The organism is Nocardioides sp. (genome assembly GCF_025965415.1).
Classification (GTDB): domain Bacteria; phylum Actinomycetota; class Actinomycetes; order Propionibacteriales; family Nocardioidaceae; genus Nocardioides.
On sequence record NZ_JAOPWY010000022.1, the window covers coordinates 16943 to 30789 of the forward strand.

General features: G+C 71.3%; 10 protein-coding genes. 3 read left to right on the forward strand and 7 right to left on the reverse strand.

Features of this window, described 5'->3' with window-relative positions:
* Positions 1–47: 47 nt before the first annotated feature.
* From JWN97_RS02565 to JWN97_RS02575, 3 genes are all read left to right on the forward strand, one after another.
* The gene (locus tag JWN97_RS02565; protein WP_297617732.1) at positions 48–1310 is read left to right on the forward strand and encodes an ABC transporter permease; all 1263 of its coding nucleotides are present in this window, start codon (positions 48–50) and stop codon (positions 1308–1310) included.
* Positions 1307–2611 carry an ABC transporter permease gene (locus tag JWN97_RS02570; protein ID WP_297617735.1) on the forward strand — a complete coding sequence of 435 codons (1305 nt, stop codon included), beginning with the start codon at positions 1307–1309 and terminating at the stop codon, positions 2609–2611. Before JWN97_RS02565 ends, JWN97_RS02570 begins: the two co-directional genes overlap by 4 nt.
* A gap of 204 nt (positions 2612–2815) precedes the next feature.
* Positions 2816–3988, forward strand: a complete 1173-nt coding sequence (locus tag JWN97_RS02575) for an ATP-binding protein (RefSeq protein ID WP_297617738.1) — start codon at positions 2816–2818, stop codon at positions 3986–3988.
* On the opposite strand, the gene JWN97_RS02580 is transcribed toward JWN97_RS02575, so the two are convergent.
* The 7 genes from JWN97_RS02580 to JWN97_RS02610 all read right to left on the reverse strand — a co-directional run bounded on the left by JWN97_RS02580 (position 3978) and on the right by JWN97_RS02610 (position 13769).
* On the reverse strand, positions 3978–5168 hold the full coding sequence (locus JWN97_RS02580) for an amidohydrolase (protein WP_297617741.1): 1191 nt from the start codon (positions 5166–5168) through the stop codon (positions 3978–3980). The two genes, JWN97_RS02575 and JWN97_RS02580, sit on opposite strands and share 11 nt — an antisense overlap.
* Positions 5169–5180: 12 nt before the next feature.
* Complete coding sequence (gene meaB / locus JWN97_RS02585) at positions 5181–6170, reverse strand: methylmalonyl Co-A mutase-associated GTPase MeaB (protein ID WP_297617744.1); 990 nt, start codon at positions 6168–6170, stop codon at positions 5181–5183.
* 7 nt (positions 6171–6177) lie between these two features.
* Positions 6178–8322 (reverse strand): methylmalonyl-CoA mutase, encoded by a 2145-nt coding sequence (gene scpA / locus JWN97_RS02590; protein WP_297617825.1) that lies wholly within the window; start codon positions 8320–8322, stop codon positions 6178–6180.
* 23 nt (positions 8323–8345) lie between these two features.
* A complete protein-coding gene (locus JWN97_RS02595) occupies positions 8346–10172 on the reverse strand; it encodes a methylmalonyl-CoA mutase family protein (RefSeq protein ID WP_297617747.1) in 1827 nt (608 codons plus the stop codon).
* Positions 10173–10232: 60 nt separating this feature from the next.
* Positions 10233–11009, reverse strand: a complete 777-nt coding sequence (locus JWN97_RS02600) for a succinate dehydrogenase/fumarate reductase iron-sulfur subunit (protein WP_297617751.1) — start codon at positions 11007–11009, stop codon at positions 10233–10235.
* Positions 11010–11085: 76 nt separating this feature from the next.
* A complete protein-coding gene (locus JWN97_RS02605; protein WP_297617754.1) occupies positions 11086–12951 on the reverse strand; it encodes a fumarate reductase/succinate dehydrogenase flavoprotein subunit in 1866 nt (621 codons plus the stop codon).
* Positions 12948–13769 (reverse strand): hypothetical protein, encoded by an 822-nt coding sequence (locus JWN97_RS02610; RefSeq protein ID WP_297617757.1) that lies wholly within the window; start codon positions 13767–13769, stop codon positions 12948–12950. Before JWN97_RS02610 ends, JWN97_RS02605 begins: the two co-directional genes overlap by 4 nt.
* Positions 13770–13847: the final 78 nt, after the last annotated feature.

A 13847-nucleotide genomic window follows, 5' to 3' on the forward strand; every position in this document is an offset into this window, starting at 1 on the left:
ACCCCACGAAACTGCTCGCTGCACTCGCACTTCCGAGGGGACCCCGCATGACCGACACCACCAAGCCCCAGCCCGACGACAAGCCCGGTGCGGCCACCACGGACGGCGCTCCGCAGGACGTCGAGCCGGACGTCGAGCCGGAGCGCGAGGCCCGGTCCCGCTCGCTGCTGAAGGAGATCGCGTCCGGTGACGCGCTGTCCGGCGCACTTGCCGTGCTGCTCGCCGTGTTCGTCGGCTCGGTGATGATCGCCGCGACCGACGAGGGCGTGCGCGAGACCCTCAGCTACATCACGGCCCGCCCGTCCGACTTCTTCTCCGCCCTGTGGGACGCCATCTCCGGCGCCTACAGCGCGATGTTCCGCGGTGCGATCTTCAACTACAACCTCGACGACACTGCGCAGCAGTGGCGTCCGCTCACGGAGACCCTGAAGTTCGCCGGCCCGCTGATCCTCGGTGGTCTCGGCGTCGGCATCGCGTTCCGCGCCGCGCTGTTCAACATCGGCGGCCGAGGCCAGATGCTGATCGCGGGTGGCGCCGCGGGGCTGGTCGGATCACAGATCGACCTGCCGATGGCGGTCCACCTGCCTCTGGCGATCCTGGTCGGCATGGCGGTGGGCGCCCTGTGGGGCGGCATCGCGGGCCTCCTCAAGGCCCGCACCGGCGCACACGAGGTGATCGTGACGATCATGCTCAACTACGTCGCCTACTACCTGCTCTTCTACGCCCTCGCCGAGGACTTCCTCTTCAAGACGCCTGCGTCGAACAACCCCAAGTCCCTGCCGATGAACGAGACTGCGATCCTGCCCAAGGTGCTGGGCGACCGGTTCAACCTGCACCTCGGCTTCGTGCTCGCCCTCATCGCCGTGGGCGTCGTGTGGTGGGTGATCAACCGCTCCACCCTCGGCTACCGGATCCGCGCCGTCGGTGAGAACCCGCACGCCGCTCGTGCGTCCGGCATCAACGTCGGACGCACCTACACCGTCGTGATGATGATCGCCGGCTCGCTCCTCGGCCTCGCGGGCGTCAACCAGGTGCTCGGCACCGTGAGCAGCGGTGTCTCGCTCGACCTTGACGCATCCATCGGCTTCGACGCCATCACCGTGGCACTGCTCGGCCGGTCACGACCGCTGGGCATCCTGGCCGCCGGGCTCCTCTTCGGCTTCCTCAAGGCCGGTGGATTCACGATGCAGTCGTCCGAGAACATCTCAGTCGACCTGGTGCTGGTGGTCCAGTCGCTGATCGTTCTCTTCCTCGCCGCTCCTCCCCTGGTGCGTGCGATCTTCCGGCTCCCCGCCCAGGAGGCCAAGTGAGCACCGTGACCACTCCGACGCCCGCCGAGCAGGGCGGGCTGGCACCCGACACGGCGATCACGCCCGCCAGGTCGGCCGGCGCCAAGAAGCTGCCGATCATCTTCGGCGTGATGGTGGCGCTGCTGGCGCTCATCCTGCTGCGCTCGTCCCACAAGGGTGACACCACCTTCCAGCTGGCCGCCGACTCCGACTTCGTGACGCTGCCCGACATCACCGTCCCGTCGATGGTCACGGCCTGGTTGATGGTGCTGGTGTGCGCGGTCGTCATCGCCGAGTCCGTACGCCGCCTGCTGGCGCACGCACGGCAGCCCGCGTGGCTGCCGATCGTCTTCGCGCTCGCGTGGATGACCGGCTTCCTGAGCTGGGCAGCCGCCGACGGCCGGATCCGCGTGGTCAGCCTGTTCGCCGGTGCCGTGGCGCTCGCCATCCCGCTCGTCTTCGGCGCGCTCGGCGGCGTGCTCGGCGAGCGGGCCGGTGTCGTCAACATCGCGATCGAGGGTCAGCTGCTCTTCGGCGCCTTCGCCGCCGCCGTCACCGCCTCGCTCACGGGCTCCCCGTGGGCCGGCCTCGTCGCCGCGATGGTGGCCGGCGCGCTGATCGCGCTGATCCTCGGCCTGTTCGCGATCACCTATCTCGTCGACCAGGTGATCGTCGGCGTGGTGCTCAACGTGCTGGTGGTCGGGCTGACGAACTTCCTGTTCCGCCAGGTCCTCACCCCCAACGCCGACACCCTCAACTCCCCCGACCGCATGCGGGTGATGCCGATCCCGATCCTGGGCGACATCCCGCTGGTCGGCCCGATCCTGTTCCGCCAGACCGCGCTCGTCTACGTGCTCTACGCCGTCGTCGCGCTCGTCGCGTTCGCCCTCTACCGCACCCGCTGGGGCCTCCGAGTCCGCGCGGTCGGCGAGCACCCGAAGGCGGCCGACACGGTCGGCATCAAGGTCAACCGCACGCGCTACCGCACGATCCTGCTCGCGGGCGCGATCGCGGGCCTCGGCGGTGCCTACTTCAGCCTCGTCTCGGTCGCCGGCTTCAACCGCGAGATGACCGGTGGTGCGGGCTACATCGCCCTGGCCGCCGTGATCTTCGGCAAGTGGGACCCGATCCGCGCCACGCTTGCCGCGCTGCTCTTCGGCTTCGCGACCAACCTGCAGGGCGTGCTCTCGGCGATCGGCTCCCCGGTGCCGACCCAGTTCATGCTGATGCTCCCCTACCTCGTCACCATCTTCGCGGTGGCGGGCCTGGTGGGCCGGTCCCGGCCGCCCGCGGCCGACGGCGTCCCCTACCAGAAGCAGTGAGCCCCACCCCGTGACCACCAGGAGGGCCCGGCGCGCGCCGGGCCCTCCTGCGTCGTCGCCCCACTCGGCCCTCGCGTGGCCAGGCTCACCCCCTGCTCCGGGCGTAACGAACGCACGGGGCATCGTGTTGTACTGGATGGCACCTCCGACCGAGTCGACCTGGGGTGCTTTCCTGCTCCCGGTGGCCGACTCTCGGAGGTTGAGATGAATGCTCGACAGCCCGACCCCGCGGCGTCCGCAGGAGGCTGGCTCGGCGAGGGAGCGCTCGCGCAGGGCACCGAGCGCTACGCGTCCCTGTTCACCTACCACCCGCACGCCGCCTACTCCGTGGACCGGCACGGCTACTTCACCGACGCCAACCCCCGGGCGCTCGAGATGACCGGGCTGAACCTTCAGCAGATGCGGGAGACGCACTTCTCCGAGGTCATCCACCCCGACGACGTGCACCTCCTCGAGGACGGCTTCGAGGGCGCCATGAGCGGGCAGCCCCAGGTGGTCGAGGCACGCGTGCTGCGAGCCGACGGCGACATCGTCGACATCCGGTGCACCGCGATCCCCGTCGTCGTCGCCGGCGAGGTCGTCGGCGTGCACGGCATCACCGAGGACGTCACCGAGGCCAAGCAGGTGCTGCGGGAGCTCGAGGAGGCCAACGTCGCCAAGTCCCTCTTCCTGGCCACCGTGAGCCACGAGGTGCGTACGCCGCTGGCCGCGCTCGTCGGCGCCACCGACCTCCTGCTGCACGCCGAGCTCGATCCCGAGCCACAGCACTACGCGCAGCTGGTGCAGCGCTCCAGCGAGCGCCTGATGCGCCTGGTCGACGACATCCTGGAGTTCTCCGGGCTCGAGGCCCGCCGCACCGTGCTGCGCCCGAGGCCGTTCTCGGTCCACGCTGTCGTGGAGGACGTCGCCGAGTGGGCGGTCCCCCTCGCCGAGAGCCGCGGCCTGACGCTGACCCTCGTCGTCGACGAGTCCGTCCCGGAGACCAGCACGGGCGACGCGCTGCGGGTGACGCAGGTCGTGACGAACCTCGTGCAGAACGCCCTCACCTTCACCGAGTCCGGTTCCGTCGACGTACGCGTCAGCGCGGGCGCGGCCCCGGCCACCTGGGTCGAGTTCGCGGTCGCCGACACCGGCGTGGGCATCGCCGAGGACCACCTGCGCACGCTGTTCCGGCCGTTCCGGCAGGTGGACCCCCACACCGCCCGTCCGCACCGGGGCACCGGGCTCGGCCTGGCGATCTGTCGCGAGCTCGTCGACCTGATGGACGGCGAGCTCGGCGTCCGCTCCACGGTCGGGGAGGGCAGCACCTTCACGTTCCGCGTCCCGCTGCGACCCGGCACCGAGGACCTCGGGGCAGAGGGCTCGATCAGGCGCTGAGCGCCGTCACCGCAGCCTCGGCGAGCACGCGGGCCGCGATGCAGGTCGCCGCCTCGTCGATGCGGAGGTTGCCCTGGTGGAGGTCGTACGTCGGCCCGCCAGGGGTCCGGGTGCCGAGCCGGGCCATGGCGCCGGGGACGGAGTCGAGGTACCAGCCGAAGTCCTCCCCGCCGAGGCTCTGCGTCGTGGTGACGTGCCCGCCCGGGCCGAGGACGCGGTCCAGCGCGGCGCCGAGCAGCGCGGTGGAGACCACGTGGTTGACCACGGGCGGGACGCCGCGCTGGTAGGTGACCTCGGCGGTCACGCTGTAGGGGGCGACGATCGTGGTGATGAGCTGGCGGATCAGGTGCTCGGCGTCGGCCCAGGCGACGGCGTCGAGCATCCGGACGGTGCCGGCGACGACACCGCCGTGCGGGATCACGTTGGGGGCCGAGCCGGCGCGCACCATCCCCCACACCACGCTGACCCCGGCCCGCGGGTCGAGCCGGCGGCTGAGGATCGCCGGCAGCTCGGTGATCACCTTGCCGAGCGCGAAGGTGAGGTCCTCGGTCAGGTGCGGGCGCGAGGTGTGGCCGCCCTTGCCGATCAGGCGGACGGTCAGCGAGTCGGCGGCCCCGGTGAGCGGTCCCTCGCGCAGGCCGATCTGGCCCACGTCGAGGCTCGGGTCGCAGTGCAGCCCGAAGACGTGGCTCACGCCCTCGAGCGCTCCGGCGGAGATCAGGTGCAGCGCCCCACCGGGCATCACCTCCTCGGCGGGCTGGAAGAGCAGCCGCACGCGGCCGGGCAGCAGGCCGCGCGCGGAGACCTCGGCGAGGGCGAGGCCGGCGCCGACGAGCCCGGCGGTGTGCACGTCGTGGCCGCAGGCGTGCGCGACGCCGGGCGTGGCGCTGCGCCACGGGTCGGAGATCAGGTCGTCCACCGGCAGCGCGTCGAGGTCGGCGCGCAGCGCCACGAGCGAGCCCCCGGTGCCGATCTCGGCCAGGACTCCTCCGCCGTCGGGTCGGGTGACCGCCCAGCCGGCTCCACCGAGGGCGGACGCGACCGCGTCGGAGGTGCGGTCCTCCTCCCAGCTCAGCTCGGGGTGGGCATGGAGGTCGCGACGGAGGGCGACGAGGTCGTCGGCGTGCTTGTCGACGACCTCATCGATGACGGACGTGGCGGGGAGGGTGGGTTCAGGCATGACCCACCCACCCTAGTTCGTCCCGGTGTCGTAGGCCGCGAGCAACCGGTCCGCGGCCAGTGGTGCCGGGAGCTCACCCGCCAGCACCGCCCGCCGTACGTCGTCGCGCACCGCGGCGACCCCGGCCGAGGACCGCAGGCGCTGGGCGAGCTCGTCGCGCACCAGGGCCCACATGAAGTCCAGCTGCTGCTCGGCGCGCTTGTGGGCCAGGCCGTCGACCCCGAGGTGCTCGCGGTGCTCGGCGACCCGCTGCCAGACGTCGTCCACGCCGGCGCCGGTCAGCGCGGAGCACGTCACCACGGGAGGAGCCCACTCCGCGTGCCCGCGCACCAGCCGGAGCGCGCCGGCCAGCTCGCGCGCCGCGACCCGCGCGTCGGCCTCGTGGTCGCCGTCGGCCTTGTTGACCGCGACCACGTCGGCGATCTCGAGGATGCCCTTCTTGATGCCCTGGAGCTGGTCGCCGGTGCGGGCGAGGGTGAGGAAGAGGAACGTGTCGACCATCCCGGCCACCGTCACCTCGGACTGCCCGACGCCGACCGTCTCCACCAGCACGACGTCGTGGCCGGCGGCCTCGAGCACCACCATCGCCTGCACGGTGGCCCGCGCGACGCCGCCGAGGGTGCCCGCCGACGGCGAGGGCCGGATGAAGGCGCGGGGGTCGACCGCCAGTGCGGCCATCCGGGTCTTGTCGCCGAGGACCGAGCCGCCGGTGCGCACCGACGACGGGTCGACGGCGAGCACACCGACGCGGTGGCCGGCCCCCGTCAGCCGGGTGCCGAGGCTCTCGATGAAGGTCGACTTGCCGACGCCGGGCACGCCGCTGATGCCGACCCGCGTCGCCGGGGGCCGTTCGACCGCCGCCAGCCCGGTCAGCAGCTCCCGGGCCGCGGCGCGGTGCTCGGTCCGCGACGACTCGACGAGGGTGATGGCGCGCGAGACGTCGGCGCGTCGACCCGCCACCACCCCCTCGACCAGTGCAGGGACGTCGACCGGACGGGGCATCACGTCCTCACGCCGAGCGCAGCCGGGCCAGCAGGTCGAGCGCGGACTCCGCGATCACGGTGCCCGGCAGGAACACGGCGGCGGCACCCATCTCCCTGAGCGTCTCGACGTCGTCGGGCGGGATGACGCCGCCGATCACGATCATGATGTCCGGGCGCCCCTGGTCGGCCAGCGCCTGCTTGAGCGCGGGCAGCAGCGTGAGGTGGCCGGCCGCCAGCGACGACACCCCGACGATGTGCACGTCCGCGTCGATCGCCTGCTGCGCGACCTCTTCCGGCGTCGAGAACAGCGGGCCCACGTCGACGTCGAAGCCGAGGTCGGCGAAGGCGGTGACGACGACCTTCTGGCCGCGGTCGTGGCCGTCCTGGCCCATCTTGGCGACGAGGATCCGGGGGCGCCGGCCCTCCTCGGCCTCGAACTCCTCGGTCGCCCTCAGCACCTCGGCGACCTTGCTGCCCTCGGCGGTGCCTGCCTCGTCGCGGTACACGCCGCTGATCGTACGGATCACGGCCTGGTGGCGGCCGTAGACCTTCTCCAGCGCGTCGGAGATCTCCCCGACCGTCGCCTTCGCGCGGGCCGCGTCGACGGCCAGCGCAAGGAGGTTGCCCTCCAGCGAGCCGCCGCCGACCGGGCCACGCTCGGCCGAGGCCGTGAGCGCGTCCAGCGCACGGCGTACGTCGTCGTCGTCGCGCTCGGCGCGCAGCCGCTCGAGCTTGGCGACCTGCTGGCGGTAGACGTCGTCGTTGTCGACGCGGAGCACGTCGAGCTTGTCCTCGACCGGGAGGCGGAAGGTGTTGACGCCGATGACCTTCTGGGTGCCGGAGTCGATGCGTGCCTGGGTGCGGGCGGCCGCCTCCTCGATGCGCATCTTGGGGATGCCCTGCTCGATCGCCGCGGCCATGCCACCGGCGCGCTCGGCCTCGAGGATGTGCGCCCACGCGCGCTCGGCGAGGTCGTGGGTGAGCTTCTCGACGTAGTAGGAGCCGGCCCACGGGTCGATGATCTCGGTGGTTCCGCTCTCCTGCTGCAGAAGGAGCTGGGTGTTGCGCGCGATGCGCGCCGAGAAGTCCGTCGGCAGTGCGATCGCCTCGTCGAGGGCGTTGGTGTGCAGCGACTGCGTGTGGCCCTGCGTGGACGCCATCGCCTCGATGCAGGTGCGCCCGACGTTGTTGAAGACGTCCTGCGCGGTGAGCGACCAGCCCGACGTCTGGCTGTGGGTGCGCAGCGAGCGCGACTTGGGGTTCTGCGGGTCGAAGTCGTCGACCAGCCGCGCCCAGATCGCCCGGGCCGCGCGCATCTTGGCGACCTCCATGAAGAAGTTCATCCCGATCGCCCAGAAGAAGGACAGGCGCGGCGCGAACTGGTCGATCGTCATGCCGGTGCCGAGGCCCGCGCGGATGTACTCGACCCCGTCGGCCAGCGTGTAGGCGAGCTCCAGGTCGGCCGTCGCCCCGGCCTCCTGGATGTGGTAGCCGGAGATCGAGATGGAGTTGAAGCGCGGCATCCTCTGGGAGGTGAAGTCGAAGATGTCGCTGATGATCCGCATGCTCGGCGCCGGCGGGTAGATGTAGGTGTTGCGGACCATGAACTCCTTGAGGATGTCGTTCTGGATCGTCCCCGCGAGCTGTTCCGGCTTCACCCCCTGCTCCTCGGCCGCCGCGATGTAGAGCGCGAGCACCGGCAGCACCGCGCCGTTCATCGTCATCGACACCGACATCTCGTCGAGCGGGATGCCGTCGAAGAGCGTGCGGGTGTCGTAGATCGAGTCGATCGCCACGCCCGCCATGCCGACGTCGCCGCGCACCCGCGGGTGGTCGGAGTCGTAGCCGCGGTGGGTGGCGAGGTCGAAGGCGACGCTCAGGCCCTTCTGCCCGGCCGCGAGGTTGCGGCGGTAGAACGCGTTGGACTCCTCGGCGGTGGAGAAGCCGGCGTACTGCCGGATCGTCCACGGCTGGGTCGTGTACATCGTCGGGTAGGGCCCGCGCAGGAACGGCGCGATGCCCGGCCAGGTGTCGAGCCCGTCGAGGCCCTCGAGGTGCTCGGGGCCGTAGACCGGGAGGATGTCGATGCCTTCGGGGCTCGTCCACGGCTCACCCCCGCCCTCGGTGGTCGAGGCTGGGGCGGAGCGAGCCTCGAGACCACTCAGCGGCACCTCGGCGAAGTTCTTCGGGATGCTCACTTCGAGAGCTCCTCTCGGGTCCGGGCCAGGAAGGCCAGGGCGTCCACCCCCATGGCACACGAGTCGTCGACGTCGGTCACGGTCCGCTCCCCTGGCTTGCCCGCCAGCACGACGTACGACGCTCCTGCCGCACGGAGCGCGGTGACCAGGTCGGCGCCCCACTCGGCGTACGCCGCATCGGTGCCGGCCAGGCAGACGACCGGCTGGCCGGCGTAGGCCGACGTGACCGCCTCGACCCCGTCGGTGGCGCCGGCCGCCTCGACGGCGACGCCGCCGGCGGCGAACAGGTTGGTGGCGAAGGTGGCCCGCGCGGTGTGCGCGGCGACCGGGCCCATGGTGGCCAGGAAGACGGGCCGGGTCGCGGGCTGGGCCCGGAGGTCCTCGAAGGCCGAGCCGTAGTGCACCCCGGTCCTGCTCCACGGCTCCCGCTCGGGCAGCACCTCGGCGAGGTGGGGGAACTCCGAGATCCCGGTCAGCGGGCGCGAGCGGTCGGCGATCCCCGCCGCGCGCGCGTCCCGGACCTCGCGCACGCGCGCCTTGACGCCCGCGGCGGCCTGCTCGCCGAACCCCCCGTCGGCCTCGATCCGGCCGAGCTCGGCCCAGCCGGCGACGGCGAGGTCGTCGGTGAGCTTCTCGACGGCGTACGAGCCGCCGGCCGGGTCGGTCACGGTCGCGACGTGGGACTCCTCGATCAGCAGCGAGGAGGTGTTGCGCGCGATGCGGCGACCGAGCGCGTCGGGGCGGCCGAGCCGCTCGTCGAAGGGCACGACCGTGATCGCGTCGGCCCCGCCCACGCCGGCGGCGAAGGCCGCGACCGTGCCGCGCAGCATGTTGACCCAGGGGTCGACCCGGCCCATCATCGCGCGGCTGGTGATCACGTGCTGGCGCTGCGGGACGTCGACCGCGACACCGCTGGCCTCGAGCACCCGCGCCCAGAGGCGGCGGGCCGCGCGGAGCTTGGCGATCGTGGGGAACTGCTCGTCGGTCGCGGCGTAGCGGAACTCGACGAGCCGCGCCGCCTCCTCGACCGAGAAGCCGGCCTCGGCGAGGAGGCGGAGGTAGTGCACCCCGACGGCCATCGTCCAGCCGAGCTCCTGCGCGTCGCTGGCGCCGCGGTCGTGGAGCGCGGTGCCGTCGACGACCGCGCCCAGCACGCCGAGCGACTGCGCGCGGCGGACGGTGCCGACGAAGCCGTCGGCGACCGTGCGGCCGTCGTCGTCGACCCGCTCGCCGAACATCAGCGCGGTGGCGGGGTCGGCGGAGAGGTTGTTGCCGGGGTGCGGCTCGGCGGCGGTGTCCTCGAGCAGCTGCGCGAGGGCCTCGGACTGCTCCGTGCTCGGGCGTTCGAGCGTGACCGGGGCGAGGTCCAGCAGCACGCCCTGCAGCGCGACGGCCAGGTCGGTGCCGTGCTCCACGTCGAGGTGCAGGGAGGTGGCGCCGTTGTCGAGGTCGACCAGGGCGTCGTCGTTGACCGCCTTCGCGTCGTCGCCGACCACGGACGTGCGCACGTCCCAGGCACCGGCGCGCACCGGCCGCCCGGCGGTGACGAGGCCCTCGAGGTCGGACTGCTGGCCGATCGGCGCGACGTCGATCCCGTCCAGCGTGGTGCGCGTCAGCGCCGCCCAGACGTCGGAGTCCGGGGCGTCGTCGCCGAGACGACGGGCCTTGCGCAGCACCGCCGCGGTGGCCGCCTCCCACGCGGCGACGTCGTAGGTGTCGTCGTCGCCCACGAGGCGCAGCGAGCCCTCCTCGGGCTGCAGCTCCTCGGGCTCGGCCAGTCCACCCTCTGCGACACCATCGGGGGCGCCCTCGCGGTCGGTCATGAGTCGCAGGATAGGACGAGCGTCACGCCACGGGCACTGCGCGGCCCTATGGGATACGTCTCAGACCTCGGTGCGGCCTTCGTTGTCCTTGGTGCGCAGCCCGATCTTGTTGCCCAGCCACACGAGCGGGTCGTACTTCTTGTCCACGACGCGCTCCTTCATCGGGATGATCGCGTTGTCGGTGATCTTGATGCCCTCGGGACAGACCTCGGTGCAGCACTTGGTGATGTTGCACATCCCGAGGCCGGCCGCACCCTGGGCCAGCTCGCGCCGGTCGTGGGTGTCGAGCGGGTGCATGTCGAGCTCGGCGTAGCGGAGGAAGAAGCGCGGTCCGGCGAAGAACTCCTTGTTGTCCTCGTGGTCGCGCACGACGTGGCACACGTCCTGGCACAGGAAGCACTCGATGCACTTGCGGAACTCCTGGCCGCGCTCCACGTCGATCTGCGCCATCCGCCGCTTGCCGTCGGCGTCGCGCGGACCGAGCTGGGCCGACGGCACCTGCTTGGCCTTCTCGTAGTTGAAGGACACGTCGGTCACGAGGTCGCGGATGACCGGGAAGGTGCGCATCGGCGTCACCGTGATCGTCTCGTCCTCCTCGAAGTCGGAGAGCCGGCACATGCACATCAGCCGCGGCCGGCCGTTGACCTCGGCGCTGCACGACCCGCACTTGCCGGCCTTGCAGTTCCAGCGCACGGCGAGGTCGCCGGCCTGGGTCGCCTGGACGCGGTGGATCGCGTCGAGCACGACCTCGCCCTCGGAGACCTCCACCGGGAAGTCCTTGACCTCGCCGCCGTCCTTGTCCCCTCGCCAGATCCGCAGCTTCAACGTGTAGCTCATGCGCGTACTCGCTTCGCTCCGTGCGCGCATGAGGCACGTGGCGCACTGTGTTGGATGACTCGCTCGCTCCGCTCGCTCATGCGAAGTACCCCTTCAGCTCGTCGGGCATCTCGGGCAACGGCTTCTCGTGCAGGTCCACCCCGGTGCCCTCGGCGTTGAGGGTGACCACGAGGTTCTTGGTGCCCCACTCGGCGTCGGGTCCGGGGAAGTCGTCGCGCGTGTGGCCGCCGCGCGACTCCTCGCGGGCGAGCGCCGCCCTGGCGATGCACTCGCTGACGATGAGCATGTTGCGCAGGTCGAGGGCGAGGTGCCAGCCCGGGTTGTACTGCCGGTGCCCCTCGACGACCATCGTCTGTGCACGCACCTTGAACGCCTCGATCTCGCGGAGCGACTCCTCGAGCTCGGTGCGGGTGCGGATGATGCCCACCAGGTCGTTCATCGACTGCTGCAGGTCGGACTGGATCGTGTAGGGGTTCTCGCCGCCCTCGACCTCGAACGGCGCCAGCGCGCTCTGCTGCGCCGCCTTCACGTCCGCCTCGTCCACCTGCGGCCGCGGGCCGAGCGGGGCGGCGTACGACGAGGCGTGCTCGCCCGCCCGCTTCCCGAAGACCAGCAGGTCCCCGAGCGAGTTGCCGCCCAGCCGATTGGAGCCGTGCATGCCGCCGGAGCACTCGCCGACGGCGTACAAGCCGGTCACCGCGCTCTCCTGGGTGTCGGCGTCGACCTCGACGCCACCCATCACGTAGTGGCACGTCGGGCCGATCTCCATCGGCTCCGCGGTGATGTCGACGTCGGCCAGCTCCTTGAACTGGTGGTACATCGAGGGCAGCCGCTTGCGGATGAACTCAGGACTACGACGTGACGCGATGTCGAGGTAGACGCCGCCGTGCGGCGTGCCCCGTCCGGCCTTGATCTCCGCGTTGATCGCCCGGGCCACCTCGTCGCGGGGCAGCAGCTCGGGTGGACGCCGGTTGTTCTTCTTGTCGTCGTACCAGGCGTCGGCCTCCTCGACCGTGTCCGCCGTCTCCGACCTGAAGAACTCCGGGATGTAGTCGAACATGAAGCGCTTGCCCTCGGAGTTCTTCAGGATGCCGCCGTCGCCGCGCACGGACTCGGTGACCAGCAGCCCCTTCACCGAGGGGGGCCAGACCATGCCCGTCGGGTGGAACTGCACGAACTCCATGTTGATGAGGCTCGCGCCGGCCCGCATCGCCAGGGCATGGCCGTCACCGGTGTACTCCCACGAGTTCGACGTCACCTTGAAGGACTTGCCGATGCCGCCGGTCGCGAGGATGACGCTCGGCGCGTCGAACACGATGAAGCGTCCGGACTCGCGCCAGTAGGCGAAGGCGCCCGCGATCTTCCCGTCTTCCTTGAAGAGGTCGGTGACGGTGCACTCCATGAAGACGTCGATGCCGAGCGCGACCGCGCGCTGCTGGAGCGTGCGGATCATCTCCAGGCCGGTGCGGTCGCCCACGTGGGCGAGCCGGGCGTACTTGTGGCCGCCGAAGTCGCGCTGGGAGATCAGCCCGTCCTCGGTGCGGTCGAAGAGCGCGCCCCAGTCCTCGAGCTCCTGCACTCGCTCGGGCGCCTCCTGCGCGTGCAGCTGCGCCATCCGCCAGTTGTTGAGCATCTTGCCGCCGCGCATGGTGTCCCTGAAGTGGACCTCCCAGTTGTCCTCCGGCCAGCGGTTGCCCATCGCCGCAGCGATGCCGCCCTCGGCCATGACGGTGTGGGCCTTGCCGAGCAGCGACTTGCACACGATCGCCGTACGGGCGCCCGCGTCGTGCGCCGCGATCGCCGCGCGCAGCCCGGCCCCGCCCGCGCCGACGACCACGACGTCGTAGGAGTGCCGCTCCATGCCGCCGTGGGCGTCGCCGGACAGCGCGTTGCCGGTCATCGGGTGGCGGCCCTCCGCGGGTCCGCTTGTCTGGGTGTTCAAAAGAACCTCAGGTCCTGGATCGTGCCCGTGGCGAGCAGGAAGATGTAGAAGTCGACGAGGGCGACCGAGAAGAGCGAGTACCACGCCCACCTGCCGTGGCTGGTGTTGAGCCTCGACACCCAGGTCCACAGCCGGTAGCGCACCGGGTGCTTGCTGAAGTGGCGCAGCCGGCCGCCGACGACGTGGCGGCACGAGTGGCACGAGAGCGTGTAGAGCCAGATGAGGACGACGTTGGCGAGCATCAGCACGGTGCCCAGCCCCATGTGGATGCCGCTGGTCTCGCCGTCGCCGACGGCGTACTCGGCCGGCATCGGGCGGAAGGCCAGGAACACGTCGAAGGTGAGCACCAGGCCCACCAGCACCGCGGCGTACCAGAAGTAGCGGTGCACGTTCTGCAGGATCAGCGGCAGCCGCGTCTCACCGGAGTAGGCCCGGTGCGGCTCGGCGACGCCGCACGCCGGCGGGGACAGCCAGAAGGCGCGGTAGTAGGCCTTGCGGTAGTAGTAGCAGGTCATCCGGAAGCCCAGCGGGAAGATCAGGATGATCAGCGCGGCCGAGAGCGGGAACCAGCCGAAGGGCTGGCCGAAGTCGGACGCGCCCTCGACGCAGTCGCCCAGGCAGGGTGAGTAGAACGGCGAGAGGTAGGGCTCGGCGTAGTAGTCGCGCCCCATGAAGGCACGCACGGTGGCGAAGACGACGAACCCCGAGAAGACGATGAACGTGGTCAGCGGAGCCAGCCACCATCGATCCTGGCGCAGGGTGCGGGCGTCGATGCGCGCCCGTGTCGGACTGGTCACGCCCTGATCGGTCGATGCCATGCATCCTCCACGAGGTCCGGAAATGGCGTCCGGGGAACACAGGCGACTATGTCGTGTGTCACACGCAAGCGGAAGACA